Source organism: Methanobrevibacter oralis (assembly GCF_001639275.1).
Classification (GTDB): Archaea; Methanobacteriota; Methanobacteria; order Methanobacteriales; family Methanobacteriaceae; genus Methanocatella; species Methanocatella oralis.
In genome coordinates this window covers 33565-60396 of the sequence record NZ_LWMU01000125.1, presented here as the reverse complement: position 1 = coordinate 60396, position 26832 = coordinate 33565, and the positions used below count along the sequence as shown (strand labels likewise).

Below are 26832 nucleotides of genomic sequence, written 5' to 3'. Positions count from 1 at the left end.
CAATAGAATTTATGGAAAAACTATTTGAAAAAGAATTCTATAGAATCGTAAATAGAGATTCCTACTATAAAAATTGGATCAGTAAATTCATCATGATTAACTAAAAAATTTTTTGTCCGAAACTATAATCTAAAAAACAATCCAAAAACATGATAAACAAGTACAAAAACAGGAAATCAACGAATATTTAAGCATATGTTACAAATTATTCAAACAAAAGACATACAAAGAAGCAATAGAGTACATTGAGTTCTTAAAAAAAAGAATTAATAAACTTTCCACAGATACTACCAATTTATTTAAAGAAAAAATTCTTCCCAGAATACAAAAAATTCATACAGTTCCTTAAAAAAAGACACAAAGGGAAACTAGACTGCACAACAACCAAAATAAAAAACTACATTGGAAAATACAATACCTAAATTATACAAAAAGAAGTTCAGAACATTAAAATGAATATTCAATCAGATAATGCACCAAAAAGATGGCTGAATCGAAAAACAAAAACGAGAACTAACAAATTGACAGACTCAATTGTCTCAACAATGTTTAAATAATAGATTATACTAATATATAATGAGTTTATTATAGAGTTAGATAATATTTTTAATTTAATATTTAATTTATTTTAGATATGAGGCTTTTTCATGAATGAAATAGAAAAATATATCGATAATCAATTTTTTATCATTGATTCAAATAACTTAAATAGCGTAGAGTCTAAACTATTTGGTTTTGCTATTTATAATGAAAATATTATTTTTGCGAATGATATGAATGAGAATATTAAATTAAATGGTGATGGAGTATATGTTAGAATATTAAAAAATGAAAATGAAATTTATATTTCTCAAGATTTTAATGGAAGTTATGGTATTTATTTATATGATGATGGAAGTCAATTTGTAATATCTAATTCTTTTATAAAATTAGTTGATTATTTAAAAGATAAATACCATATTTCCATTAATAATGATGTTGCATTGTCATTTATACCATCCGATTTATGTTCAATTGTATATACACAAACAATGATTAATGAAATTGAGTTTATTCCTAGAAATCATGTCATTAAAATTAACATTAATAATCGAACATTAAAACATAAAAAAATAAATTATAATGAGAATACTATCCCAATCGATTCTAAAGAAGGAATTGAAATATTAGATAACTGGTTCTATAAATGGATATCTATTTTCAGAAAGCTAAAGATGAAAACTAATGATTTAAAAATAGATTTAACGGGAGGTTTTGATTCAAGAATAGTTTTTGCATTATTATTAAATTCTAATATAGATTTAAATAAAATAAATATTTATTCTGTAAATGATGAAATGCACAGAGAAGACTATGAGATAGCATCAATTATAGCTAAAAAATATAATTTTAAACTGAATATGCCTTTTATAAAAAAAGATATTAAAATCAATGATATTCAAAATTCTATAAATATTATTTATAATGTTAAATTAGGTTTCCATAAATATTTTGATTTTCCTAAAACGATTAATAAGAACCCAGTCTATTATTTTGGAGGTTTTGGAGGTGAATCTTTAAGAGAATATTGGAAAGTAAGACCTAAAGATTATATTAAAACTTGTAAAGATAGAGCCGCTAAATATTCAGAAGAATTTGTAGCCCCTACAATAAATGTTTTAATTAATTCATTCAAACAGTTACAAAAAGACTTTAGTATTGAAGATGAACAATCTAAAAAGTTAACTGAATTACTTTATAAAGAAGTTAGAAATAGAAATCATTTTGGAAAAATTGCTGTAACTTATTATCTAACAAATCAAATTAAATTATCTCCATTATTAGATTATAATTTACATAAAATAAAAAAATCAGATTTTGATGAAAATTTATTATTTGCATTAATATTCACTCGATATTGTCCTGAACTTTTAGATATTAAATTTGACAATGAAAAATCATTAAATAAAGATACTATTAAATATGCAAATGAAATTAATAAAAAGTATCCTTTTAATATAAAAGATTTAACTTATATTTCAGACCCCATAGAAATGATTAATAAAAATAATATAGTTTTTTCTGAAGAAGATTATTATAATCAAATTAATCCTGATGAATTTATAGAAAATGTTTTTTTATCTAATGCTTTTAAACAAACTTTTGAGATGCATTTTTCATCTAATTTATATTCAAAGATAATAAATGAAGTTCAAAATAAAAAATTTCAACCCTTATCTTTAGTACATGCAAGCATAGCAGTGTTAAAAATTATTAATGCTGTTAATTACAATAATGAAAAATTTTCTAAAAATCAATTTGATTGGCTAAATGGTTTTTTAAAAATTAAAAAATTTGAAGATAATCAACTGAACTCAAATATTTTAGATAAAATTATTAAATATGATATTGCAAGATTGGATATTAAAAATAAAGGAAATAGAATAAATAATATTAATATTATAAGCATTTCTGATAAATTTAGTAAAATCATGACTCCTGATTGGTTTTCGGATGATGAAGGTAAAGGATATGTTATAGAGAGTCATGCAAATAAAATAAATATTAAATTTAAATGTTTGAATGATGGTGAATTGAATATATCTTTAAAATCAAAAGATATTCGAGATAAAAACAGAAAACATTTTCCTATATTCATTGATTTTACAAAGTTTATAATAAACGAAGAGGAAATTTTAAAAACAAATGAATTAGTTCATTGTAATAAACCTTATATTTATAAAAAAATTGTGAAAAACAATGAAATTATAAATCTAGAATTAGAATGGTTGCCTTTTAATTCAAATAGTTTATATGAAATTAAATAAAATTGCTTCATGAGAAATAATTATTTTGAAAATTTAAAAATAGAAAAATTAATTAATTTCTTCCACAAAATAGTATTGAGGGTTTGTTATTTTGTTTCATTTTGTATAATTTACTCTCGAACCTTATAAGACTTTCTATAAACAACTAGTTCTATTTTTAAAAAATGAAACAACCATAAAATAAAATATATTTCAATGAATATCAATCAAATTTAAACAATAAACCAACGCATTTGATTAAAACAAAGCAACATCCAATTAACTCACATTACAACAATAAACATTAAATAATAATAAACAATTAAACAACGAAAAACAAACAACCGTTTATCTATATTAAAAATTGAGAAAAATAAACACTCAATATTAACAATAAATACTTAATATTATAATAATGACTAAAATAAGTATTTTTAGAAAAGTCTTAGGTTGACAACATTGAGTTGTTTTTAAGTAAAAAATTTAAAGATACAAATAGCTCATCAAATTCGAGCCAAGGATTTTAAAATAATGAGAAAAAAACTTAACTTGATTGTAATGCTCCTTAACCCACAATACATCAAATTAAAACTCAATATAACAATATTTTAAAAAAATAATTCAGTATCAAAAATCAATCCATAAATCGACAAAGCCCACAGTTGTATAGTGAAACTGGATGTTCAATACACTTAATATTTATTGAATATTACATTATTTAATTACTTAAAATTTGCATATTTTTTAATAAGTTTAGTTAGTTTACAATGTATAGAATTTAGTAATTCTTTATTTGAATTCAATATTTCTTCATTCGTGGAGGATAATATTTCATTCTGTTTTTTAAGATTTTTAATTTCATTATTATTTCTTTTAATAATGTTATTGAATGTCATTATTGTTTTATTTTTAAATATGTCATAATTAAAGTGATTCAATTCATATTTTTTAATTTCATTAAGTACTATAGAATATTCATTAGGATAGACATCTAAATATCTAAATAAAAATGTCATTTGACTAGAGTTGATAGTAAGATCCAATAATCGTTCCATTTTTTTATTTTTAATATTTTCAAATATTTTATCTATTTCTTTCATGGTCTCTAATCTTTGTATAATATTAAAATCATATGAAAGACCTTGTCTTGACATAGAGTTACTTACTACTAATCTATAATAAATTGCATCACAATTATTCTCCACAACATAAAATTCAAAATCATATTTTGAGTATAGTTCACAGAAGAACACATGGTCATCCCCACTTCTAAGATTGGTATTAAATCTAATAGTTTTTATATATTTTGTAGGCATTAATTTATTTGTTGCGATTAATAAAGCTCCTTGTGAAACATCATAAGGATTTATAATTCCTGCACATTTATTCAATGACTTTGTGAAATAAGTTTCACTAACTTCCCCAGTATTTTCATCAATATCATAATAATTTCCAATTACTATCCTATTTGGTGCAGCATGTTCATATGTTATTTCTAAATAACCAGGACTAATAAAATCATCAACATCAATAAAAGTCACATATTCTCGATTTAATTCTTCAATTCCCTTATTTCTAGCTATTGTTGCACCTGGTTCAGATTCAATTACTTTGATATTAATTTTTGGATTTTGAGTTATAAAATTATTAATTAAGTTTTCAGTATTATCTCTTTCTCCATTAATGACAAACAAAACTTCAAATAATTTATAATTTAATGTTTGTTTTTTCATAGAATCTAAAAATGTTGGAATAAACTTTTCAGCTTTATATGTAGGCACTAAAACTGTAATTCCTTTTTTTAATTTTTGATATCTCATGTTATCATCTTAAAGCAAATATTATTAACATATTAATCAATTATATTAAATTTTTGAAATATTTCCTAAATTATATAATTTAATCTTGTCAGGTACATTTTTTATAATATTTTTAGTATCAAATATAATGGGTGTTTTCATATTTTTAATTAATAAATTAAAATCTAAATTTTCAAACTCGTCATGATCAGTTAAAATTAAACATAATGATGCATTAGCCAGTGTATTCTTTATATTTGTGTATTCCTTTTTTTCAATATGCGGATCATATATTTCGAGGTCATATTTATATTCTTTAAGTTTAGATATGATTTCAAATGATGGACTTTCTCGAGTATCAGAAGTGTTTCCTTTATATGAAATTCCAAAAATTGCGATTTTAATCTTTTCAGAATTACTATAATGTTTAACAATTTTATTGGCATATTTAACTATAAAATCAGGCATACTTTTATTTGTATCTCTTGCTAATTTGATTATTTTAGCTGTTTCAGGTGTTTTTGAATAAATAAAATAGGGATCAATTGCGAGACAATGCCCTCCTACACCAGGTCCTGGATTTAAAATATTCACACGAGGATGTTGGTTTGCAAGTTTAATAACCTCAAGTACATTAATATCAATTTCAGCACATATTTTTGTAAGTTCGTTAGCAATGGCAATATTAATATCTCGGAAAGTATTTTCCATACATTTTGATAATTCTGCAGTTTTTGCTTCTGTTTTCATTATTTGACCTTTAACAAAAATACTATAAACTTTAGCTGCTTTGTCAGCACAATTTTTTGTTATACCTCCAATAATTCTATTGTTATTAACAAGTTCATGCATTATTTTTCCCGGCAATACTCTTTCTGGGCAGTGTGCAAGGAATAAATCTTTTCCAATTTCAAAACCTTTTTCTTGAAAAATAGGTTTAATAATTTTTTCCATAGACCCTGGAGTCATTGTTGATTCAATAATAATTACATTCCCTTTTTTAACAAATTCTAAAATGGAATTGCAAGCATCAATAACAAAACTTAAATCACAACTTAAATTTTCAATTTTATATGGTGTAGGCACTGTTATGATAAAAACATCAGCTTCTGAGGGTTTTAATTTTGCAATATATTTTTTTTCGTTAATAGCATTAGAAATAATTTCAGATATTCCATCCTCTTCAATGTGAACAATTCCTTTATTCAAATTATTAATCATTTCTTTTTTAACATCAACTCCTACAACATTACATCTATTTTTCGCGAACAATGCAGCTGTAGGTAATCCAATATATCCTTGACCAATGACACATATATCCAATTTTGTCACCTAATTATTTTTTTAATATAAATTTTATCATTTTTTTTTTAAAATGATTTTAAATACTCAATTTCATCATATTTTCAAACTATTGCTTTTTTTTATCATTTAATAAGTTTAATTTTTTGTAATTTTATAACCTAAATAATATATTCACATATAGAAATTACTTTTTTAAAATTCGCTTAAGAAGATTATTATTTTTATCATTAAGTTTTTCTTTAAGTACTTTATTTTCATTTAATATTTTAGCATAATTTTTTTTAAGATATAAGAATTGATCTATTGTAAATTGGGGTGGTTGAATATTATTTCTAAGTGGTTTTGTAATAACTTTTTCAACTACATTATTATTTTTTATTAAAGATTCATTTTTAGCTTTTAATTTTTTATTATCATTTTTTAGTCTATTTATCAAAATTGTTTGAGTATGATTTAATTTTTCGAATTGATTTAATGTTTTATTATAAAATTCTAATTGTTTATCTAACTTATCTAGAGAAATATCAGTTGTATAAAATTTTAATAATTTATCTAAATCCTCAATTGAATTATTTATTTTTTTATAAATTTCATTATTTTTTTTAATTTTATCAGTATTCTCAATCATAAAATTACCTGAATATTCATATTTTAACTTTGAAATATCATGATGTTTCAAAAACTTAGATAATTTTTTGCAAAAGTTTTTATTAAAATTTCATTCTTGATATTTACAGTTTGATAATATGTTAATTGTTCAAAGTATAAATTATCTTTTAAATTTTTAAAAACATCTTATATTCTAATTTAATACAATATTTATATATTTTAATTTATATATAATAGTATATAAAAATGTTAGTAACTTTCAAAAACATGGGTGATTTCAATTAAACAAGTTTTCTACTAAAAACTTTTTTTAGTATATGTGATTTTAGTTTTATAATTTAAGCTATTATATCCATTATTCTGAAAAATTTAATGCATAATTCAATCAAATTATTCATCACTCAAATTTTTTAAAAGTGACGATTATTATAGGATTTAATTAATAATTATTATAATTGATTAAAATCTATTTTAGATTTTTAAAAGATTAATTAAACGATGGAGGAAAATTATGGTTGTGGTAAAAAGGGAGATAAATAATAAAAAAAGTAAAAAATTAGTTTGTGCATTTAATTTTCTACCGTATAATGATACAAGTAGTAATGTTGCTGCAAAAAGACTATTGGAACATGGTAAAGAATTTGATGTTATACATAATAAAATGGATTATCCTATTGATGATTATTTTTATAAAATTGTTAAAAAGCTAATAAATAATGATATTCTTTTAGATATTTCATATTTGTGGAAATGGGAAAACACTAAAACTTTTATGAAAGAAGGTATGGAAGAAATAAATAAAATATGTAAAAAAAATGGAGAATATGAAGAAGTTTATAGTAGATCAATGATGCCAATGTCACATTTTTTAGCATTTGCATACAAAGTAAAAAATCCAAAAGTGAAGTGGACAGCAGAATTTTCAGACCCACTTATGATAAATTCAAGAGGTGAAACAACTTATATTCAAATTGATAAAGAAGATATGGATAAAATAAATAGAATTATTGAAGAAAATAAATATCCTGTAGTGAATAATGATAATTTTATTTTTTATAGTGAATATATTCCTTTTTTATTCGCTGATAAAATTATTTTCACAAATCAAAATGAAATGGATTTAATGTTAAATACACTCCAAGTAGAAGAAGTAAAAAAAAATATACGAAAAAAATCAGTTATATCTCCTCATCCTATTCCAAATTCGGATTGGTATTATTTAAAAGAAGCTAATTATGATAAAATTGATAATAAAAAAGTTAATATTGCATATTTTGGTAAATTTTTTGATTTAAGGCATATATATGATGTATTTTCATCGTTTTATGCTCTTGATAAAAATTTACAAGAAAAAACTATTATTCATTTATTTGTTCAAAATCCAAATGAATTTCAAAATATTATAAATTGTACACCTATAAAAGACAATGTTATTGTTAATCCATTTTTATCCTTTTTTGAGTTTTTAAATTTAACTACAAAATTTGATTGTTTGATTGTCAATGATTTAAGATCTAAAGGAAATTTTAAAATAAATCCATTTGTACCATCAAAAATAAGTGATTATTTGGGTAGTGGGACAGATATTTGGAGAATATGTGAATATGGTAGTCAAATGGTTGGTATAGATACGAAATATCTTTCATATATAGATAATATTTTTAGTATTCAAGAAACATTAAAAAAGATAATTGAAGATAAAATTCAAAGTAAAAATTTAAATAAAAATTATATATAAATAATTGGAATTTTATTTTATTATTAATAATATTTCCTATTTTTGTTAAAATTTAAAGTAGTTTTTTGGGGTGGATTAATTTGGTTAAAGTTTCAGTTGTAGTTCCAGTATACAATGTTGAAAAATATTTAGAAGAATGTTTAGATAGTATTGTTAATCAAACTTTAGAAGATATTGAAATTATCTGTGTTAATGATGGATCTACAGATAATTCTTTAGATATTCTTAATCGTTATGCTAAACATGATAAAAGGATAACTATCATATCTCAAGAAAATAAAGGTCATGCTGTAGCCACTAATAAAGGTATTGAGCTTACAAGTGGTGAATACTTATACCTAATGGATTCTGATGATATCATAGAGTTAAATACTCTTAAAGAAACTTATGAATATGCTAAAGAAAAAGATGCAGATTTTGTTATTTTTCAGTCAATTAATTTCGATCAAAGTTCTGGTAAATATTATAAATCTGATTTTTATAGCATGGATATTGTTGCAGATATTATAGGAGATTCTGTTGTAAATTATAAAGATTTAGGAATTTTTATTTTTAGAATTTCAGTAACTCCTTGGAGTAAATTATATAATAATAATTTTATTAAAAGCATTGGAGCTAAATTTCCTGAAGGACTTATTTTTGATGATAATATTTTTTTTTGGGATGTTCTTTTTAATTCAAATAGAATAGCTTTTTATAAAAAGTACTTTTTCACACGTAGATGGCATGATCATTCATCAACAACAAATGGCAACAAACATTTTATGGATTCTATAACAATAAGCAATTTAATATTAGATAAATTTAAATATTATGGTGCTTTTGATAAATATAAAGAAATATTATATAATCGTAAGGTTGATCTAACTTATCTTCGTTTTTCAAATATTAAGCCAGAATTTAAAAAAGAATTTTTTGATAAATTACAAGAAGATTATAATCTTGTTGTTTCTGAGGGGCTTTATGAGGATTATTTAAATGTTTTAAACCAAAGAAATAAATTAATTTTTCGAACATGTTTGATTGCAAAAGATTATGAAGAATTTATTTTAAGAATTTCTAATTTTGATAATTTAAATTCATTAAATAATTTAAAAAAAGAAATTAAAAAAATGGAAAATGAAGTTCTTGTTCTTAAACAAGAAAATAGTAAATTAAATAATGAAATTACAACATTTAAAAAATCCAATAGTTGGAGATTAACATCCCCTCTTAGAAAAATAAGAAAATTTTTTAAAAATTAGGGCTCTTTCAAAACTTGGATTATTTGAATTTTTCGTGATTTTTGAGACGAGAAAAATTTCTCCACTATTTATTATTTATTTTTAATTTAAAAGTAGTAAATTATTTATATCAACTTAAATTAATATATAAAAGCTTTATATAATAATATGAAGTCTATATGACTTAAACTTATTGAAATATCACATCAAAGTGTAGAAAACATTTTATTAAACTCTGGTTATGTCTTTGATGATAAAAATTGGTCTTATCCCAGATATTACTTGTTTGACAGTCTTTGAATTAAAATTAATGGTTTTTATAACTATATTCTAGCATTATTCGATGTTAAATTAAATACCCTTGTTTTGGTTAAATTAGTCGAATCAGAAGATTCAGAGACTATTCATCGATTTTTAAAGGAATCTTTAAGAAATTATGACAAATTTTCAAGGGGGACATGATTTAAAACACGAATATCGAGAAGCTATTGATAAATTAAAAGTAAAACCCCATTTCTGCAAATTCCATGTAAAAAACATAAACATAAATTAAAAGTATTTATAAGGATTATTTTTGATAAAAATAACTTCAATGATGAAAAATTAATGAATTAATTAAACTAAAACAAGATATTTTCAAAATATTAGATGTAAAAAGCCTAGATATAGCTAAAAAACTAAAAAACGAGTTAATCAATAAAAAATATCCTGAAAATAAGTTTATTGCAAAAGTTCTTTGGAAATTCATCATTCCATACTTTAAAAAATTAACGACGCACCTTAAAAATAACAATATTTCATCGACAAATAATAAAATCGAAAATATATTCCAAAAAGTATTTCCAAAACACATAAAAAAGACAATGAAAATAGAACAAGGACCTTTAAAAAGATTTATGCTAAAACTAAATTATTGAACTTGTGAAGCATATGTGGATGGGGAAATCCACATTTAAAAAATAATATCAAAAATTAGATGGAATCATTTATTCAATTTATTTAGAATCAAATCTAATTTGTCTTCTAAATTATTAATCCTTTGTTCTATTTCTTCGGTATTGGCATTAATACCTTCTTTTTTAGCAACTAAACAAGTATCACACCAAGGATGTGCTTCTTTATCTTTATTAGTTGAAATGTGAAGAACTTCAAAATCGACATAATTTGCAATAGCTTTCATTCCATCTTCATTAAACCTGTAACAGTCAGTATCTGCAGCACCATGTTTGTTCCCACCACTTGGAGCAATAATGCAACAATATCCTCCCGGTTTTAAAACTCTCTCTATTTCGCCCATTGCTAACCAGAAGTATTCTAAATGTTCAAATAATTGTCCTGAAATTATAACATCATATGAGTTATCTTCAATTTCAAACCAGTTGTAAATATCATCAACTAAAATGTCTACATTTTTTCCGTTTTGGAAGTCAAGTCCAGTATAATTCCAATTATTTTCATTAAAAATTGATTTGTAATTAAAGTTTTTACCACTTGTATCAAGTGATCCAACATCTAAAATTTCTAGGGATTCGTTTTTATTTAAGTATGTGTCTTTAAACCATTTCATTTTATTGTGGGTTGTTTTATGCATTTTATACACCTTTTTATTCTAATTTTTTTAAAATCAAGTCTATCTTATTTTCTAGATTATTTATTCTATCTTCAAGATTTTTTTCATCTTTTCTAGCTACTAAAACACAGTCATGCCATTGATTATCATGATTCATGTATACTTCTAACATGTTTAGTTTAACATATTTGGCAATAGCTTTCATTCCATCTTCTTTAAATCTATAACAATCTACTGGATTTCTATGAACGGGACCCGCACTTGGAACAATAATGCAGAGGTAACCATTAGGTTTAAGTATTCTGGTCATTTCTTCTGCAGCCTTCCAAAAGTAATCCATGTGTTCAAAAGCTTGTCCAGAGATTACAATATCATAGGATTCATTTTCTATCTCTACCCAGTTATAAATATCTTTAACAACGATATCTACATTTGATCCTTTTTTAATATCCATGCCCCAATATTTCCAATTTTTTTCTTTAAAAAGCAATCCATAATTGTATGGGGGATTATTGGAGTCGTAAGAACCAACATCTAAAATTTTTAAATTGGTTGATTTATCGAGGTATTGATTTTTAAATTTTTCCATTGATAAATATGAACTTTCGTGCATTTATTCACCTAATTACTACTATTTATTATAAATTTATTTTATAAAAAAGTTTTTCATTCTTTCTATTTTATTTTTTTCAAGATTTTTTAATTGTTTACTTAATCTGATATTGCTTTGTTTTAAGTATTTATTTTCTTCTTTAATTTTTTCATTGCTTGTTTTTAATGTGGTTATGATTTGTTTTATTTCTTTTAACTCAGCTTTAATTTCAACTATTTCTTCCATATTTTTACTTAATTTATTTTCTAAATTCTCCATATACTTTTTATTTTGTTCAAGTTTCTCTTCAGGACTAACTGAGGTTTTATTTTCATTAATGAAGAATCTATTTTTAGAATCACCTATTAAATTATTTTCAATGTATTTTAATACATCTTCAGGAGAATCACAAGCATTCAGACTATCTTCTATTAATTCAAAATTCAGAGTTTCTTCATTTTTTGCATAATTAAATTCATCAATAGAGTATTTTGCCATTGACACAGTTTTTTTACTGTCCCATCCATGAACAGAATATCCCTGCCAAAACACGTTCTTTTTTATTAATTTTGCAGGATTTCCTGCATATGCAGTGTTTGAAGGTATTTTTTTATTAGTTAAGATAGAACCTGCACCAATTATTGAGCCCGACCCAATGTCACATCCTTTAAAAATCTTAGCATTTTGACCAATCCAGACATGGTCTCCAATGTGTATGCTTTTAGTATAGTTTAATCTTTTTTTTGTTTTAGTATCATAAATTAAATGGGGATCTGCAACTCTAAATATTACATTATATGAAAGCAAGCAATCTGAACCGACAGTTAGATTTTTTTCTTCAGAAAGTACAATAGTTGTCAATCCATTAAAATAATTGTTTTTTCCAATAAAACAAACATTATTGTTGTGAAGTGAAATATTCATTAAGTATTCGTAAGAATTACTTGATAAGTATAAAATGGAATTATTTAGATTAAAATCAATTCTAGAGTTTTTTAGAACAACATTTTCCTCACATACTAGAATGTTATTTTCACCAGTAAAATTAATAGAACTATTTATTAGTTCAGGAGGTTTTCCAATGAATTTATTATTTTTTAATTCTAAAAGTTGGTTTTTGTTTGTTATATTCATGTTTTCACCATTTTCTTTCCATCAAATACATCTTGCATTTGTTTAAATTCTTCATAATCATTGCAATTTATCACATGAATATAAAATGTATAATAATCAAAAGGTAATTTGTTTAAATCATTATTTTTTAAATTCATTGTTTCATAAAAAAATTTAATTTTAGAAAAATACTCTTCCTGATAATCTTTTTGAGTCCAGTCTAATTTATTTTTAAAGCTTTTCATTGAATAATTAACAAATTCATCTTTAAAATCTTCTATTAAATTATTTTCTTCTAAAAAATCTCTTATTTCAAGCATTACATAAAACCAAAGGGATTCATATTTGCCCCATCTAAATGAATTTTGAAGGGATGCTTGATTAGTTTTTGTGTAGTGGTAAAAAGTTTCAGAGTAATATGAAATTCTTTCAGCTTTAAGCATGCTTTTAAAATGAAACACGACATCATTATATATTTTGTAAGTTGAAAATCTGATTTTATTTTCTTTAATAAGGGATGTTTTATAAAATTTAGACCAGATTACTCCTAAATTGGGATTTACTATTTTATCTTTAACGAAATCATGATTAAATATGAAATCCTTTTCCACTATATTTTCATTAAAATATTGGACATGATTTTTTTTATTATTCTTAAAGTACCATATTGTATCAAAAAGAACTAAGTCACAATTTAATCTCTTGGCATGAGAATATAATTTTTCACACATATCATTTTCAATCCAATCATCAGCATCTAAAAAAATTATAAATTCTCCACTTGCTTCATCAATGCCTTTGTTTCTAGCTTTTCCAGCACCTTGATTTTTTTGATTAAATATTTTCAATCTGAAATCTGTATTTTCATTTAAAATATCTATTGAACCATCAATAGAACCATCATTAATGCAAATCACTTCAATATCTTTCAATGTTTGATTTAATGCAGAATCTATGCATTTTTCAAATAATTTCCCTGGATTGTAAACAGGAATTATAATAGATACTTTTACCATATTAATCTTTTAAACCGAAAATCTGTCATGTAGCTTATTTCTAACGAATAATTTTTGTATAAAATCAATTCTCTCATCAATTCTAAGTTCTGAAATTATTTTATCGATTGTTATCAAATCCAAAGTTTCTTTTAATTGAGGTCCATATATGTATATTCTGCTGTTATAATTTTCAGAGTTCAATGTATCTTCTGCTTTAAAACCACCATTATAGTCTTTTGTAAAAAATACATTGTCTTTTATAAGCTGTGCAGGGTTTCCAGCAAAGATTGCATTGGATTTTAATGAATAGTTACTTGGCACATAAGTATTATTATCTAAAATAGCACCAGAGCCAATTTTAGAACCCTTACTAATAAATGTTTGATGCCCAATCCAGACATGGTCTCCAATAAATATGCTTCTACTATCGTTTATTCGTTTTTTAGAAATTGTATCATAAATTAAATATGCATCAGAGGTTCTAAATATTGTTCCACTTGATATGATGCAATCATCACCTATGATGAGGTTTTGATGTTCTTGTATGTTAATACTTATTGGTTGTGCCATAGTGTTATCTCTTCCGATGTAAACTGTACAATCTTGAAAAACATGTATATTAATTGAATAATTGTTTTCGTTACGAGATAAATAAATTAATGAATTATTTCCTTTAAATTGGATATCACAGTTTACGAGATTCACATCATTTTCACAATATAAAATGTTATTTATTCCTATAAATTTTATATTTGAATTGGCTAAAGTTGGATTTCCTATAATTTTATTATCTTTTAGTTCTTGAATTTGATTATTGTTTGTTACATTTTCCATGTTTAATCCTCACAGCGACATTCTAGAATTGTGTCTCCGATAAATGTTTCTGGTCTTTCTTTAGATACTTTAAAAGTGTAACCTAGATTCAAACTTTCAATTAATGGTTTAATTTCAAAAAAATCGTTTACATTATGATATATACTTAAAAACATTATTGGTTTTTGTGTTTTAATCGTGTTAAGTGCTCCTTTAATTAATTTTTGTTCTGCTCCTTCAACATCCACTTTGATAAAGCCAACATCAAGATTATTTTTTTCAACATACTCGTCAATTGTCATGGTTTTAGCTTTAAGAACTTTATCATATTTTCGCATTGTAGAATCATTAGTGATACCTTGAATATTATCTCCTGCAAGATATAGGTTTTCTTCACCAATTTTATCGCTTAATGATAAGTTAACAGGGACAATGTTTTTAATATTATTTAGTTTAATATTTTCAACTAAGTTCTTGTATGAATCTTCAAATGGTTCAAAAGCATAAACGTTTTTTTGTGTCAACTTGGAAAATGGTATTGAAGAGTCTCCAATATAAGCTCCTGCATCAATAATATCTTTATTTTTTAAAAATTCTTTATCTTTATCCGTTAAAAAGTCATTCATAAAACAATGAACATTAAAAGTATTTGTTGTAAACTTATATCCACAGATTTCATTTTTCTTCACATTATTTTTTCTAAACTCCTGATGCTTTTTTTGGAGTTTTAACTCTTCATCAGTAAATAATGTGCCTTTTCTTTGCATATTTGCTGCTATTGCCCTTAAATAAATGTGTAGTAAAATATTTCTAGATTCTGTTGGTAAATTTTTAAGTAAGTCATTTAATTTAGTTGGAAAGTCTTCATGATAGGCAAAATTGACTAATTTATTATTGCAAAAGCTATCTGCTACTTTTTCTAAATTTCGAGCATCATGTTCTTCTTTATATAGTTCATAATTTTTCTTGTAAAAATTATACCTATCACTTTTTTCTAGGAATTTATCTTTAAAACTCATAAATTTCTAACAGCCTCATAAACTCGCTTACAATTATTTTTATCTTTGTATTTATAAAAATTTTCTACTCTTTTTTTATATTTTTCTTTCATTATACAATTATTATTTAAATATTCATTAATAATTTTGATTAATCTTGTTTCATCATGGATAACCTCTCCAAATCCATTTTTTTCATAATCAATAATTGACTCTTTAAAATGATAGTCATTTGCATATTGGTAATATAGAATTGGTTTTTTAAGATATGCAAAATCAAATGCAACAGAAGAAAAATCTGTTATCAATAATGATGATGAATTGAATAATTCTTGATAACTACTTGTTTCATCTATATTTACAAATTCATTTCTATCAAACAAATCAATTATTTCCATTATCTTTGGATGAGGTTTATAAATAATCTCATAATGATTTTTTTGAGCTATTTTAATTAACTCTTCATTGTTAATTAATGAATTATTTTTTTTAAAGAATTGTGTTTTTTTAATTTGCTTTTCACTTAAATTTTCTAAACTCCTTCTCCAACTGGGCATTATAAGAATTTGTTTTTTGTTGTTAATATTTTCTAAATTATCAAATCTTGGAAAACCCAATACTTTAATTACATCACTATTGTAATTATATTTATATTTTAGAAATGATTTAGCTTCTCTTTCAGATACACAAACAATCATTGATAAGTTTTTATCGTATTTTCTAAGCCATGATGACACATTGTCTTTTGTAACACCATGTTGTAAAAATATTTTCTGAGAATTAATTAACCCTGAATAAAGTTGTATGTTTTTATCCCAAAAAGGATTTAAAATAGACTCATCTGGGTGCGATGAGATGATTTTATCTGCAAATAAGTAAAGTAATCTCTGTTTAATAGAGTAAAATTTCAATGCATTATTAAACTTTTTAAAGTCCTTTGAATTTTCATTTAAAGTAAAGTATTTGTTTATACTATCATCAATATCATTACAGTAATTAAAAAGATGCTCTGCATTATCATCAGCTGAATCTTGTCTATCCATGAACATCCATATTGTTTTATTTTTGTAAATAGGAAATAAAATTAAATATACTAACCTAAAGAAAATTGCCGATGTCCAATAAGGGTATTTGTTAAATAGGATATTTTTTAAAACTCTTAACTCTAGACTAATCATTTTAAAATAAGAATATTTTAATATATGGAAAGTATTGTTTTTAAAAATGATTAAATAATCATCCCAAAGAGAATAATTACTTACTTTTGATAATCTAGCATGATTTAAAAATTCGATTTTTAATTCAATATAATTGCTATCTCTTTTTAGCCTATCTTTTACAACAAGTTTAATTTCATATTCCATTTCATTTAGTGGGATGCTAAAGTCAAAATTAATAGTTGATTCTAAAAATTCGCTTTCACTTCTATTATCATAATTAAAATTAGTTCCATTAAATATGTCATTTCCTTTTAAAAGTTTAATTTCAACATCATTGCTATTAAAAAAAGATCTTAAAAATCCAGAAAGAAACAACTGGTTATTTCTAATTTCAATAATATCAATGTAAAATTTGTGAATTGACAGTTCATCAATTAAAATATTATTGATGTACATTGATATTTTGTCATCTTTACTTATTATTTCGTAATCACCATATTTTAATTCAAATATTCTTTTTTTTAATTTATAATCATCTTTTTTAAAATGTTCTTCTATAATTTCATCATCAACAGAATCTAAAACATATTTTGTTAATTTATTAAATTCATCAAGTTCATCATTGTTAAGTATTTCTTTATAATAATCATCAAGAAACATCCATTTAACGTCGTAAATAATAAGATATTGTATAAATTTAGGAATGAAGCCCAATTTGTTTCTAGAATATTTAATCAACTCAATGAAGTATCCTTTCAAACGATTATTATAAAATCGTTTATCTTGTTTAACATTATCTATTATGGAAGAATTATCGTTTCGTTTTCTATAGCACAGGCCTCCATCTTTTATCACACCATAAGCCTTTTTTTCTAAAAGTATCTTATTTACCATTATGGAATCTTCGGAATTAATTAAATTAACATCAAACTCAAATTTATCAAATAACTCTATTTTAAAAAAAGCCGAATTTGTAGCTAGTTGGGGATAATTCCAATTTTTATCTAGATAAACAACTTTATCTTCAATAAATTTATAATTTAATGGGTGGGGGTCGGTTTTTCTTTCAAAAAAATACATTGGAATTGCAACCAAATCAATTTCTTCATAGTTATTTTCAAAAAAGTCATAAACGGAATTTAAAGTATTATTCATTAATTTATCATCAGCATCTAAGAAATTAACATATTTTCCATTAGCATATTTTATTCCAATATTCCTAGCTAAAGCTTGACCTCCATTTTCTTTATAAATATATTTAATATTATTTGGGTATTTTTCAGTATATTTTTTACAAATTTTTCCAGTGTCATCTAAACTCCCATCATCAACCAAAATAATTTCGACATCTTCAAAATTAAATTTTTGATTGATTATGGAATTTATTGCTTCATTTATATAATCTTCAACATTATAACATGATATTATAATTGAAAAAATTTTTTTATTCATAACACCATCAACAAACTTTATTTGCTTTATAATATTAATTAAACATTGTTATAAATATATTGCTAAATTAAATATAAACAATGTAAATTAATTATTCAACATTAAAAAACTTCAATGTTGTTTATCTAAGTTTGTCATTAAGAATTGATAAAATTTTAAAAAAATTTGATTTAAAACTATGTTTCATACAAAATAGGATTTTTAAAAGGCATCTAATTTTTGTATTGCCGATAAAGTTAAAAAAGAAGAAATTAATATTTATAGTAAATATACGATTTCAGATAAATTATGAGGTTGATGTTATAAAAATTTTATTTCATTTTATTTGAATTTAATAGATTTTGTGATTAAAAGCATCATTATATTAAATAAAATTAAATGTTTATTAAAGAGTGTAATGTGGTTTTCATGAGTATAGCTAATAGTAATAATATCTTTTTATTACAAGAAATTGTTAAAAAGAATTTTTCATCAAAATACAAAGATTCTGTTTTAGGCATATTTTGGAGCATATTAAAACCATTATTGATAATGATTGTATTTACTATTATTTTTTCCACTTTATTTGGAAGAAGTATTGAAAACTTTCCTGTTTACTTTTTATCAGCAAGATGTCTTTTTGATTTTTTTAATTCTGCAATTGCAGCATCTATGAATTCCATTAAAGGTAATCAAAATATTTTAAAGAGAACTGCAGCTCCTAAACACATTTTTATTTTAGGAAGTATAATTTCTGAATTTATTAATTTTTTCATTACATTAATAATTTTGGTCGGAGTAATGATTGTAACTCATGCACCATTTTATTTTAATACAATTCCCTATGCATTTATTCCAGTTTTAGCTTTGACAATGATGATAATTGGAATAGGATTTGTTGTTGCAATATTATGTGTTTATTACTCAGATATTCAACATTTATGGGGTGTTATATCATTAGTATTAATGTATTCTTCAGCAATGTTTTATCCGATGGATATTATCCCGGAACCATATTATAGTTATATGATTTTAAATCCTCTATTTTGGGTAATAGATCAGTTTCGGCATTTTGTAATTTGGGGAACAATCCCCAATACATTAAATATAATTAATTTATTATTATTTTCATTAATTATTTTAGTATTTGGAGTTATTATATATAAAAAATATGAAGATATGGTTTCAAAGAGATTTTAGGAGGTTTTAGATGAGTACAGAAGAAAAAAATTTTAAATTTAAAAAGTCGCTTAATAATCCTGAAATTCAAAGTACCATAGAAGATTCTCAAGTTATTAAAAATAATGAAACAATTAAAAAACGATTACATGCTAAGGAAGTTTTAATTAATAAATATCATTTATCTGAAATGGAAGCTGAAGAAAAATTGAATGAGGCTGAAAGGAAAGCTTTAGCTAAAAAATCAAATGGGGAGAATTTTAAAGGAATTAATCATAAAAATCAAAGAAATATTGATAATATACAAAATCTTCGAAAGCTGGAATTAAAAAAGCATAATGAAAAAGGCATGTCTGTTGATGATGTAATTATACCTCAGCATGTATTAGATAGGGAACAAAAAATTAAAGAAAGTAAGCCGATTAAAGATGTGATCCCTGAGATTTCAACAGAACAAAATTCTAAAAAACAAGTAATTAATGTTGATAATCAAAAGAGCGAGAATGGCAATTTTCAAAATAATTTCAATAATAATTCTAACAACTATGAAATAAATAATCAAAAAGTTTCTGCTGATGTTTTACATAACAATGGAATTAATGTCTCTGAAGAGAGTCTGAATAATGTTTCAAGTCAACAAAATAGTGTTAATCATCATACCTCTGAAGTAATTAAAAAAGAAAGAACAATTCCTAATAATGCACAAAAACATGATGTAGATGCCATTTTATCTAACATTATCCAAGACTATAATCAAAATATTTCAATTGAAGTTCAAAATGTTGATTTGACATTTGAAGTTCAAAATGATAAAATTGACAATTTAAAAGAACATTTTATAAGGACATTAAAGAGAAACAAACCTAAAAAAACTAAATTTCAAGCTTTAAAAGATATTTCATTTAAAATTTATAAGGGGGAAAAAGTTGGAATCATTGGGTATAATGGAGCAGGTAAGTCTACTTTGCTAAATGTCATTACTGGAATTTACAAACCTGATAGTGGTTGTGTGAAAACTGAAGGTAGAATTTCCCCATTACTTTCATTAGGTGCAGGTTTTGATTATAATTATTCTGGAGCTAAAAATATATTTTTAAATGGGGCAGTTTTAGGCTATGATAAGAAATTTTTAGAAGAAAAATATGATGAGATTGTAGAGTTTGCGGATTTAGGCGAGTTTATTAATTATCCAATTAAGAATTATTCTTCTGGAATGCTTGCAAAGTTAGGATTTTCAATAGCCACTATTGTTGAACCGGATATTTTAATCATTGATGAAATTTTAGGTGTTGGAGACGTTAATTTCAAAAAGAAAAGTAATGATAAAATGAAATCATTAATGGATGGTCAAACTACTGTTATTTTAGTTTCTCATTCAATACCTCAAATTAGGCAGTTATGTGATAAAGCTATTTGGATTGATAACGGGTGTGTTCGAGAGATAGGTGAAGTTAACACGGTTTGTGATAATTATCTTAAAGATTCTGAAAAAGCAAGTACTAGTCAGCTTAAGAATATTCAATTTAGATAATTAAATTTCAACATTACTTATATGATGTATGTATATATATTACATTACGGGGTGGGGTGAAACAGAATGTTTAAATTTTCAGTAGTGATAGCAATTCGTAATTCTGATGTTTGGCTTAAAGAATCTATCGGTAGTATCATTAATCAATCTTTAGATTTCAAAGATAATATTCAAATAATTTTAGTTAATGATGCTAGTTTAGATTTAAGTGAAGATATTTGCCTTAAATATAAGGCTAAATATCCTCATAATATTAAATATATTGCTAATAAAGAACATTTAGGAGTTTCCCAGTCACGTAATTTGGGTCTCAAGCATGCTACTGGAGAATATGTCACGTTTATTGATAGTGATGATTTTGTATCTCTTAATGCTTTCTTCAATGTTTATAATTTCTTTAAAAAACATGATGGAATGGATATTGTTTCTATTCCTATTTTTTTCAAAGGAGATAAAAAAGGAGAGCATATTTTAAATTTTAAATATGAAAAAAATCAAGTAGTTGATTTAACCAAAAATCCTAATTATATCCAGTTATCTGCTTCTTCATCTTTTTTTAAAAGAGAAAAAATTAAAGATTTAGAATTTGATCCTAGATTACATATTTCTGAGGATGTTACATTTATTAATCAATTGCTTTTAGAAAATCCTAAAATTGGTTTTTGCAAGGATGCTAAATATTTCTATAGAAAAAGGTTAAACAAAACATCTGTATTGGATAATGCTCTTTTTGATAAATATTATTTTATTCCTCGTTTAAAATATTATTTTAAGTACTTAATTGATGAAAGTTTAAAATATTATTCTTCTGTTCCATTATTCATTCAATATACTCTGATGTACGATTTACAGTGGATATTTGAAATTTCTACACTTGATAATATTTTAGGTGATAGGGAATGTATAGAATTTAAAAAATTATTATATGATATATTGCAATATATTGATGATGAAGTCATTTGTTCTCAATTTGGCATTGCCAATGATTTAAAGGCACATATAACATATTATAAACATTGGTATGAGATTAAAAATAATCATGAAGATATTTCAAACAACCTAATTGAAAAATTAGATTTAAACACAGTGTATTTAGATATTTTTGAGATTAAAGACGATGTTTTATATATTATGGGTGTTTTAAAATCTTATTTCGCTGATATTGACATATATTGTATTGTAGATGGTGAAAAAGTCAAAACAAATAAAATTGATTTTCCTCAAAGAAAAGAGTATTCATTGGGAAATTCACGCAATATCAATAACAATTTTGAAATATCTATAAGTTTAACTAAAGATAAACATGAAATCAGCTTTGATTCTTCGCTAGATAACTTTGATAATTTAAATATTGACTTTTCAAGGCCATGTAATTTTTCAAAAATAACTTCCTATCAAAAATCAGAAAATTTCTTAAGCATATTAAAAGACAATTCAATTATAATTAAACCATATAAAACTCGTTCTTGGATCAAACAAGAAATAAAAACTTTAAAATCCATGTTTGCTAAACATGAACAGGGGTTTAGGACAGGAATTATATTAAGGGCATTGTATTTATTAGCATATCCTTTTTTATACAAGAAACATATTTGGTTATTTATGGATCGTCCATTTATTGCAGATGATAATGGGAAAATATTATATGAATACGCAATTAAACAGGATGAAAACGTAAAAAAGTATTTTGTTGTAGGTAAGGGAAAGTATTTTGATGAAGTAAGTAAGTGGGATGGTGCAAAAATAATTCCTTTTAATTCAATTAGACATAAGTTACTAGGATTATTTGCAGAAAAAATTATAACATCACATCCGGACAATAGTGTTATTTATCCATTTTGGGGTAATTATCCTCATTTTGCAGGTATTTTAAAATCCCAATCTATATTTCTCCAGCATGGAGTTACAAAGGATAACGTTTCTTCATGGTTAAAAAAATATGATATAAATTTATCCATGTTAGTGACTGTTTCAAAAAAAGAGTTAGAATCTTTTTTAAGATATCCTTATCATTATGATAAACAAATACTTAAATTAACCGGATTTCCACGTTTCGATAAATTAAATAATGACATTATTAAAAAACAAATTGTTATAATGCCTTCTTGGAGAAGATATTTAAAAAATAGGCCTGAAGAATTTATTCTAACTTCCAAGTATTTCATTACCTTTGATTCATTAATTAATAATAAAAAGCTGCATGAAGCTTGTGAAAAGTATGGGTATGAAATAATTTTTAAACCACATCCTAATACTTATGAATTTATTGATCTTTTTGATTCAGATTATGTGAAAATAGATTATGAAAATAAAAATTATGTGGATTTCTTCAATTCTTCATCACTTTTAATAACTGATTATTCTAGTGTCGCATTTGATTTTGCATATCTTAAAAAACCGGTTTTATATTATCATTATAGTGACGATTATCATTTTGATTTAAAAGAAAGCTATTTTGATTATGAATCCATGGGATTTGGCGAAATAGCTAATGATGAAGATACATTAGTTTCGTTAATTATTGGTTATATGGAAAATGATTGCAATATTAAAGAAAAATATCTTAAAAATATTAAAAACTTCTTTTCATTTGATGATAATAATTCGTGTAAACGTGTTTATAATGAAATTAAAAAGTTATGACTCTTTAATAAGATAAGGATTCATTTTATAAATTGGATTAATGAGTGTTTGGGTATAAATATTTAGTAATAAGTTATAATCAACATTATATTTCTTTAAACTTCTTATTTGCAGCTATTGCATAATTATTGTAATCGTATTTTGGACCTTTTGTCGCTTTGCGAGTAAAGGATTATTCTACTATCAACATCAACTGCAATAATGGCATTTAGTGTGAGCTTTTCCTTTCTTTTCCCCTAAATTTGCGCATAAATATTTTTTGTCTGCATAGTCATTAGTGAAATCCTGTAACCATCAAGAGCAATTAATTTTGGTTTAATTCTTAAATGTCGAATAATTTGCTCAGTTATTCTTTCAAACATTCAAGGTAGGCATCTTTTTAAAGAATATTTCTGGAGCGTAGAATAATTTGGTGATTTTTTAATTTTATAGATAACTTTTCAAACCACTTAACGATACAAAATCCAATTAGTTTCTCGATAAGTCATATTTAAATAAATTTTTAAAGCAACAATCGTAAAATAATGCAGGTTGAGAATTATAATTTACTTAGAATACTTATTTAAAGCAACCATAGAATAGTTATAAGTAAATTCAATGATTTTTACCAGTTCATTGACTTAATATCACTTTTACATTGATTTTTATACTTTTTAAAAAATTTTTTTGTTTGCCTTTTAAAGCTAAAATCCAAAAGACTTTTATGCTCAGAAAACCTAACTATACTTGGAGAATGTTTATTTTTATTATTCATATAAATATATATTCTCCATTTTACTATAAATAACTCTTTAAAATCTTTTTTTTAAAAAACACCATGTAATATTTCAAATGTAAATAAAATAGAAATAAATATATCATAAAACACCAAAAATAAGAGTTTAAAATAGAAAAAAAATAAACTCAACGTGAAATTTCAACTGTAAATATAGGATTTCAACAAAGTCAAATTTTAATTAAATATTTAAACATTAAAAATATAATTTATATTATATAATTGATTATGAGTGTAGTCAATTTTAATATATTTTTAAACCAAGAGGTTATATTTCATGTATGTTTTAAAATTTGAGGATTTAAATAAATCCGACATTGGAATTGCAGGTGGAAAAGGTGCTAACTTAGGAGAACTAACTCAAGCGGGCATTCCTGTACCACCAGGTTTTGTTGTAACTGCTGAAACTTACGAAAAATTCATGGAAGACTCTGGAATTAATGGAAAAGTCATGGATATTCTTGATAAAATTGATATTAATGATACTAAAGAACTCCAGATGGCATCTGAAGAAATTAAAGCTATTATTACTAGCACTCCAGTTCCAGATGACATGTCTACATTAATTCTTGAAGCTTACAATCAGCTTTGTCAAAAAGTTGGTGAAGATGATACTGATGTGGCAATTAGATCTTCTGCTACAGCTGAAGACTTACCTGAAGCATCATTTGCAGGTCAACAGGAAACTTACTTGCATGTTTCTGGAAATGATGAAGTTATGGAATATGTTAGGAAATGTTGGGCTTCTTTATTTGAAGCAAGAGCAATTTTCTATAGGGAGGAAAATAACTTTGAACATTCTAAAGTATTCATAGCTGTTGTTGTCCAAAAAATGGCTAATGCAGATAAAGCAGGGGTCATGTTTACTGCAAACCCTTCAACTGGTGAAGATATTGCTTTAATAGAAGGGTCTTGGGGTCTTGGTGAGGCTGTTGTATCTGGTGATGTAACTCCTGATAATTATGTTGTGGATAAAAAAACTAATGAGGTTGCTAGTGTAACTATTAGTGATAAAAAAGTAATGTATACTAATGATGAAGATGGTACTAGTATTAAAGTCGATGTTCCTGATGAAAAAAGGAATGAAAGAGTTTTATCTGATGATGAACTGGTAGAGTTAACAGAAATGGGTAAAAGAATCCAAGCTCACTATGGTCAACCAATGGATACTGAATGGGCGTTTGAAAATGGAACATTGTTTTTATTACAAGCAAGGCCCATAACTACATTAGGAGATGTTGAGTTAGATGAATCTAATTCTGATGATGTTGGAGATGTCCTTGCAAGAGGTCTTGGTGCTAGTCCAGGTACAGCTTCCGGTAAAGTTAAAATAATTAATGACATTGATGAATTAGATAAAATTAAAGACGGGGACATCATGGTTACAACCATGACCACTCCAGATATGGTGCCTGCTATGAGAAGAGCTAGTGGTATTGTAACTGATGAAGGGGGTGTAACATGTCATGCATCTATTATTTCTCGTGAATTAGGTATTCCTTGTGTTGTAGGAACTGGTTCTGCAACAACTACATTAAAAGAAAACTCTGACGTCACAATAGATGGTAAAAAAGGATTGGTCTTTGATGGTATTACTAAAATTAAAGCTGATTCAACTACAGTTGCACCAGTAAATGCTGAAGCACCTATTGTAACTGTAACTGAAGTAAAAGCTAATGTGAGCATGCCTGAAGCTGCTGAACGTGCTGCAGCTACTGGTGCTGATGGTGTTGGACTTTTAAGAACAGAACATTTAATGTTAACTGCAGGTGTTCATCCAGGAAAATTTATTGAAGATGGTAAGGAAGATGAATTAATAGATATTATTGCAGATAATGTAAAAATCGTCGTTGATGCATTTTATCCAAAACCAGTATGGTATAGGACTTTAGATGCACCTACTGATGAATTTATAACATTGGATGGTGGAGAAAACGAACCTGAAGAACATAATCCAATGCTTGGTTGGAGAGGAATTAGAAGAGAACTTGATCAACCCGAAATCCTTAAATGTGAATTTAAAGCTCTTAAAAAACTTTATGATCAAGGATACACTAATATTGGAGTTATGATTCCATTATCACAAACTCCTGATGAGTTAAGACAAGCAAAAGCACTTTGTTCTGAAGTAGGTTTAGAACCTCACACAGACATTGACTTTGGAATGATGGTTGAGATTCCTGCTGCTGCTTTAACTATTGAAGATTATATTGATGTTGGAATTGATTTTGTAAGTTTAGGAACAAATGATTTAACTCAATATACTCTCGCTGTCGATAGAAATAACGAATTTGTTGCAAAACATTATACTGAAGAACATCCAGCAGTAATGAAGTTAATTGAAATGACAATTAAAAAATGTGCTAAAGTAGGTATTAAATGCAGTATTTGTGGTCAAGCTGGAAGTGTTCCTCATATTGTTGAAAAACTCGTTGCATTTGGAATATCAAGTGTATCTTCAAATGCTGATGCTGTGGCGGAAGTTAGAAGGACTGTAGCTAGAGCTGAACAGAAAATTATTCTAGAAGCTGCTCGTAAAAACTTAGAATAGTTTTATATTTTTTTTCTT

Annotated in this window: 17 protein-coding genes; 7 read left to right on the top strand and 10 right to left on the bottom strand. The window is 24.7% G+C overall.

Features of this window, described 5'->3' with window-relative positions; genetic code table 11:
- The first annotated feature begins 647 nt into the window (after window positions 1-647).
- Window positions 648-2807 carry a hypothetical protein gene (locus MBORA_RS09655; protein ID WP_042691630.1) on the top strand — a complete coding sequence of 720 codons (2160 nt, stop codon included), beginning with the start codon at window positions 648-650 and terminating at the stop codon, window positions 2805-2807.
- A 701-nt stretch (window positions 2808-3508) separates the two neighbouring features.
- Here the strand turns inward: MBORA_RS09655 and MBORA_RS09650 are convergent.
- The 3 genes from MBORA_RS09650 to MBORA_RS09640 all read right to left on the bottom strand — a co-directional run bounded on the left by MBORA_RS09650 (window position 3509) and on the right by MBORA_RS09640 (window position 6518).
- Entirely contained in the window at window positions 3509-4606 is a 1098-nt protein-coding gene (locus MBORA_RS09650) for a glycosyltransferase family 2 protein (RefSeq protein ID WP_063720605.1), read from the bottom strand.
- A 45-nt stretch (window positions 4607-4651) separates the two neighbouring features.
- Window positions 4652-5908, bottom strand: a complete 1257-nt coding sequence (locus MBORA_RS09645) for a nucleotide sugar dehydrogenase (RefSeq protein WP_063720604.1) — start codon at window positions 5906-5908, stop codon at window positions 4652-4654.
- Window positions 5909-6074: 166 nt separating this feature from the next.
- Window positions 6075-6518: a hypothetical protein gene (locus MBORA_RS09640; RefSeq protein ID WP_063720603.1), complete on the bottom strand. Its 444-nt coding sequence runs from the start codon at window positions 6516-6518 to the stop codon at window positions 6075-6077.
- Window positions 6519-7010: 492 nt separating this feature from the next.
- Here MBORA_RS09640 and MBORA_RS09635 point away from each other — a divergent pair, with 492 nt between their 5' ends.
- On the top strand, window positions 7011-8237 hold the full coding sequence (locus tag MBORA_RS09635; protein WP_063720602.1) for a hypothetical protein: 1227 nt from the start codon (window positions 7011-7013) through the stop codon (window positions 8235-8237).
- Between the two features lie 80 nt (window positions 8238-8317).
- Complete coding sequence (locus MBORA_RS09630; RefSeq protein WP_063720601.1) at window positions 8318-9481, top strand: glycosyltransferase family 2 protein; 1164 nt, start codon at window positions 8318-8320, stop codon at window positions 9479-9481.
- 961 nt (window positions 9482-10442) lie between these two features.
- Here the strand turns inward: MBORA_RS09630 and MBORA_RS09625 are convergent.
- The 7 genes from MBORA_RS09625 to MBORA_RS09595 are packed head-to-tail and all read right to left on the bottom strand — an operon-like array spanning window position 10443 to window position 18156.
- Entirely contained in the window at window positions 10443-11051 is a 609-nt protein-coding gene (locus MBORA_RS09625) for a methyltransferase domain-containing protein (protein ID WP_042691621.1), read from the bottom strand.
- A 13-nt stretch (window positions 11052-11064) separates the two neighbouring features.
- Window positions 11065-11643, bottom strand: coding sequence for a class I SAM-dependent methyltransferase (locus tag MBORA_RS09620; protein WP_042691617.1), 579 nt, complete (start codon window positions 11641-11643; stop codon window positions 11065-11067).
- 33 nt (window positions 11644-11676) lie between these two features.
- Window positions 11677-12756: an acyltransferase gene (locus MBORA_RS09615; protein ID WP_063720600.1), complete on the bottom strand. Its 1080-nt coding sequence runs from the start codon at window positions 12754-12756 to the stop codon at window positions 11677-11679.
- Window positions 12753-13751, bottom strand: a complete 999-nt coding sequence (locus MBORA_RS09610) for a glycosyltransferase family 2 protein (protein ID WP_042691614.1) — start codon at window positions 13749-13751, stop codon at window positions 12753-12755. The genes MBORA_RS09615 and MBORA_RS09610 overlap by 4 nt, the downstream gene beginning before the upstream one ends.
- A 9-nt stretch (window positions 13752-13760) precedes the next feature.
- A complete protein-coding gene (locus MBORA_RS09605; protein ID WP_042691611.1) occupies window positions 13761-14567 on the bottom strand; it encodes an acyltransferase in 807 nt (268 codons plus the stop codon).
- 2 nt (window positions 14568-14569) lie between these two features.
- Window positions 14570-15565 carry an FkbM family methyltransferase gene (locus MBORA_RS09600; RefSeq protein WP_042691608.1) on the bottom strand — a complete coding sequence of 332 codons (996 nt, stop codon included), beginning with the start codon at window positions 15563-15565 and terminating at the stop codon, window positions 14570-14572.
- Window positions 15562-18156, bottom strand: coding sequence for a bifunctional glycosyltransferase/CDP-glycerol:glycerophosphate glycerophosphotransferase (locus tag MBORA_RS09595; protein ID WP_063720599.1), 2595 nt, complete (start codon window positions 18154-18156; stop codon window positions 15562-15564). The genes MBORA_RS09600 and MBORA_RS09595 overlap by 4 nt, the downstream gene beginning before the upstream one ends.
- Before the next feature lie 408 nt (window positions 18157-18564).
- Here MBORA_RS09595 and MBORA_RS09590 point away from each other — a divergent pair, with 408 nt between their 5' ends.
- From MBORA_RS09590 to ppsA, 4 genes are all read left to right on the top strand, one after another.
- Window positions 18565-19335, top strand: coding sequence for an ABC transporter permease (locus MBORA_RS09590; protein WP_052331730.1), 771 nt, complete (start codon window positions 18565-18567; stop codon window positions 19333-19335).
- Between the two features lie 10 nt (window positions 19336-19345).
- Complete coding sequence (locus tag MBORA_RS09585) at window positions 19346-20845, top strand: ABC transporter ATP-binding protein (protein WP_082853413.1); 1500 nt, start codon at window positions 19346-19348, stop codon at window positions 20843-20845.
- Window positions 20846-20911: 66 nt separating this feature from the next.
- Window positions 20912-23488 (top strand): bifunctional glycosyltransferase/CDP-glycerol:glycerophosphate glycerophosphotransferase, encoded by a 2577-nt coding sequence (locus MBORA_RS09580; RefSeq protein WP_042691602.1) that lies wholly within the window; start codon window positions 20912-20914, stop codon window positions 23486-23488.
- A gap of 1052 nt (window positions 23489-24540) precedes the next feature.
- Complete coding sequence (ppsA, locus tag MBORA_RS09575) at window positions 24541-26814, top strand: phosphoenolpyruvate synthase (protein WP_042691598.1); 2274 nt, start codon at window positions 24541-24543, stop codon at window positions 26812-26814.
- Window positions 26815-26832: the final 18 nt, after the last annotated feature.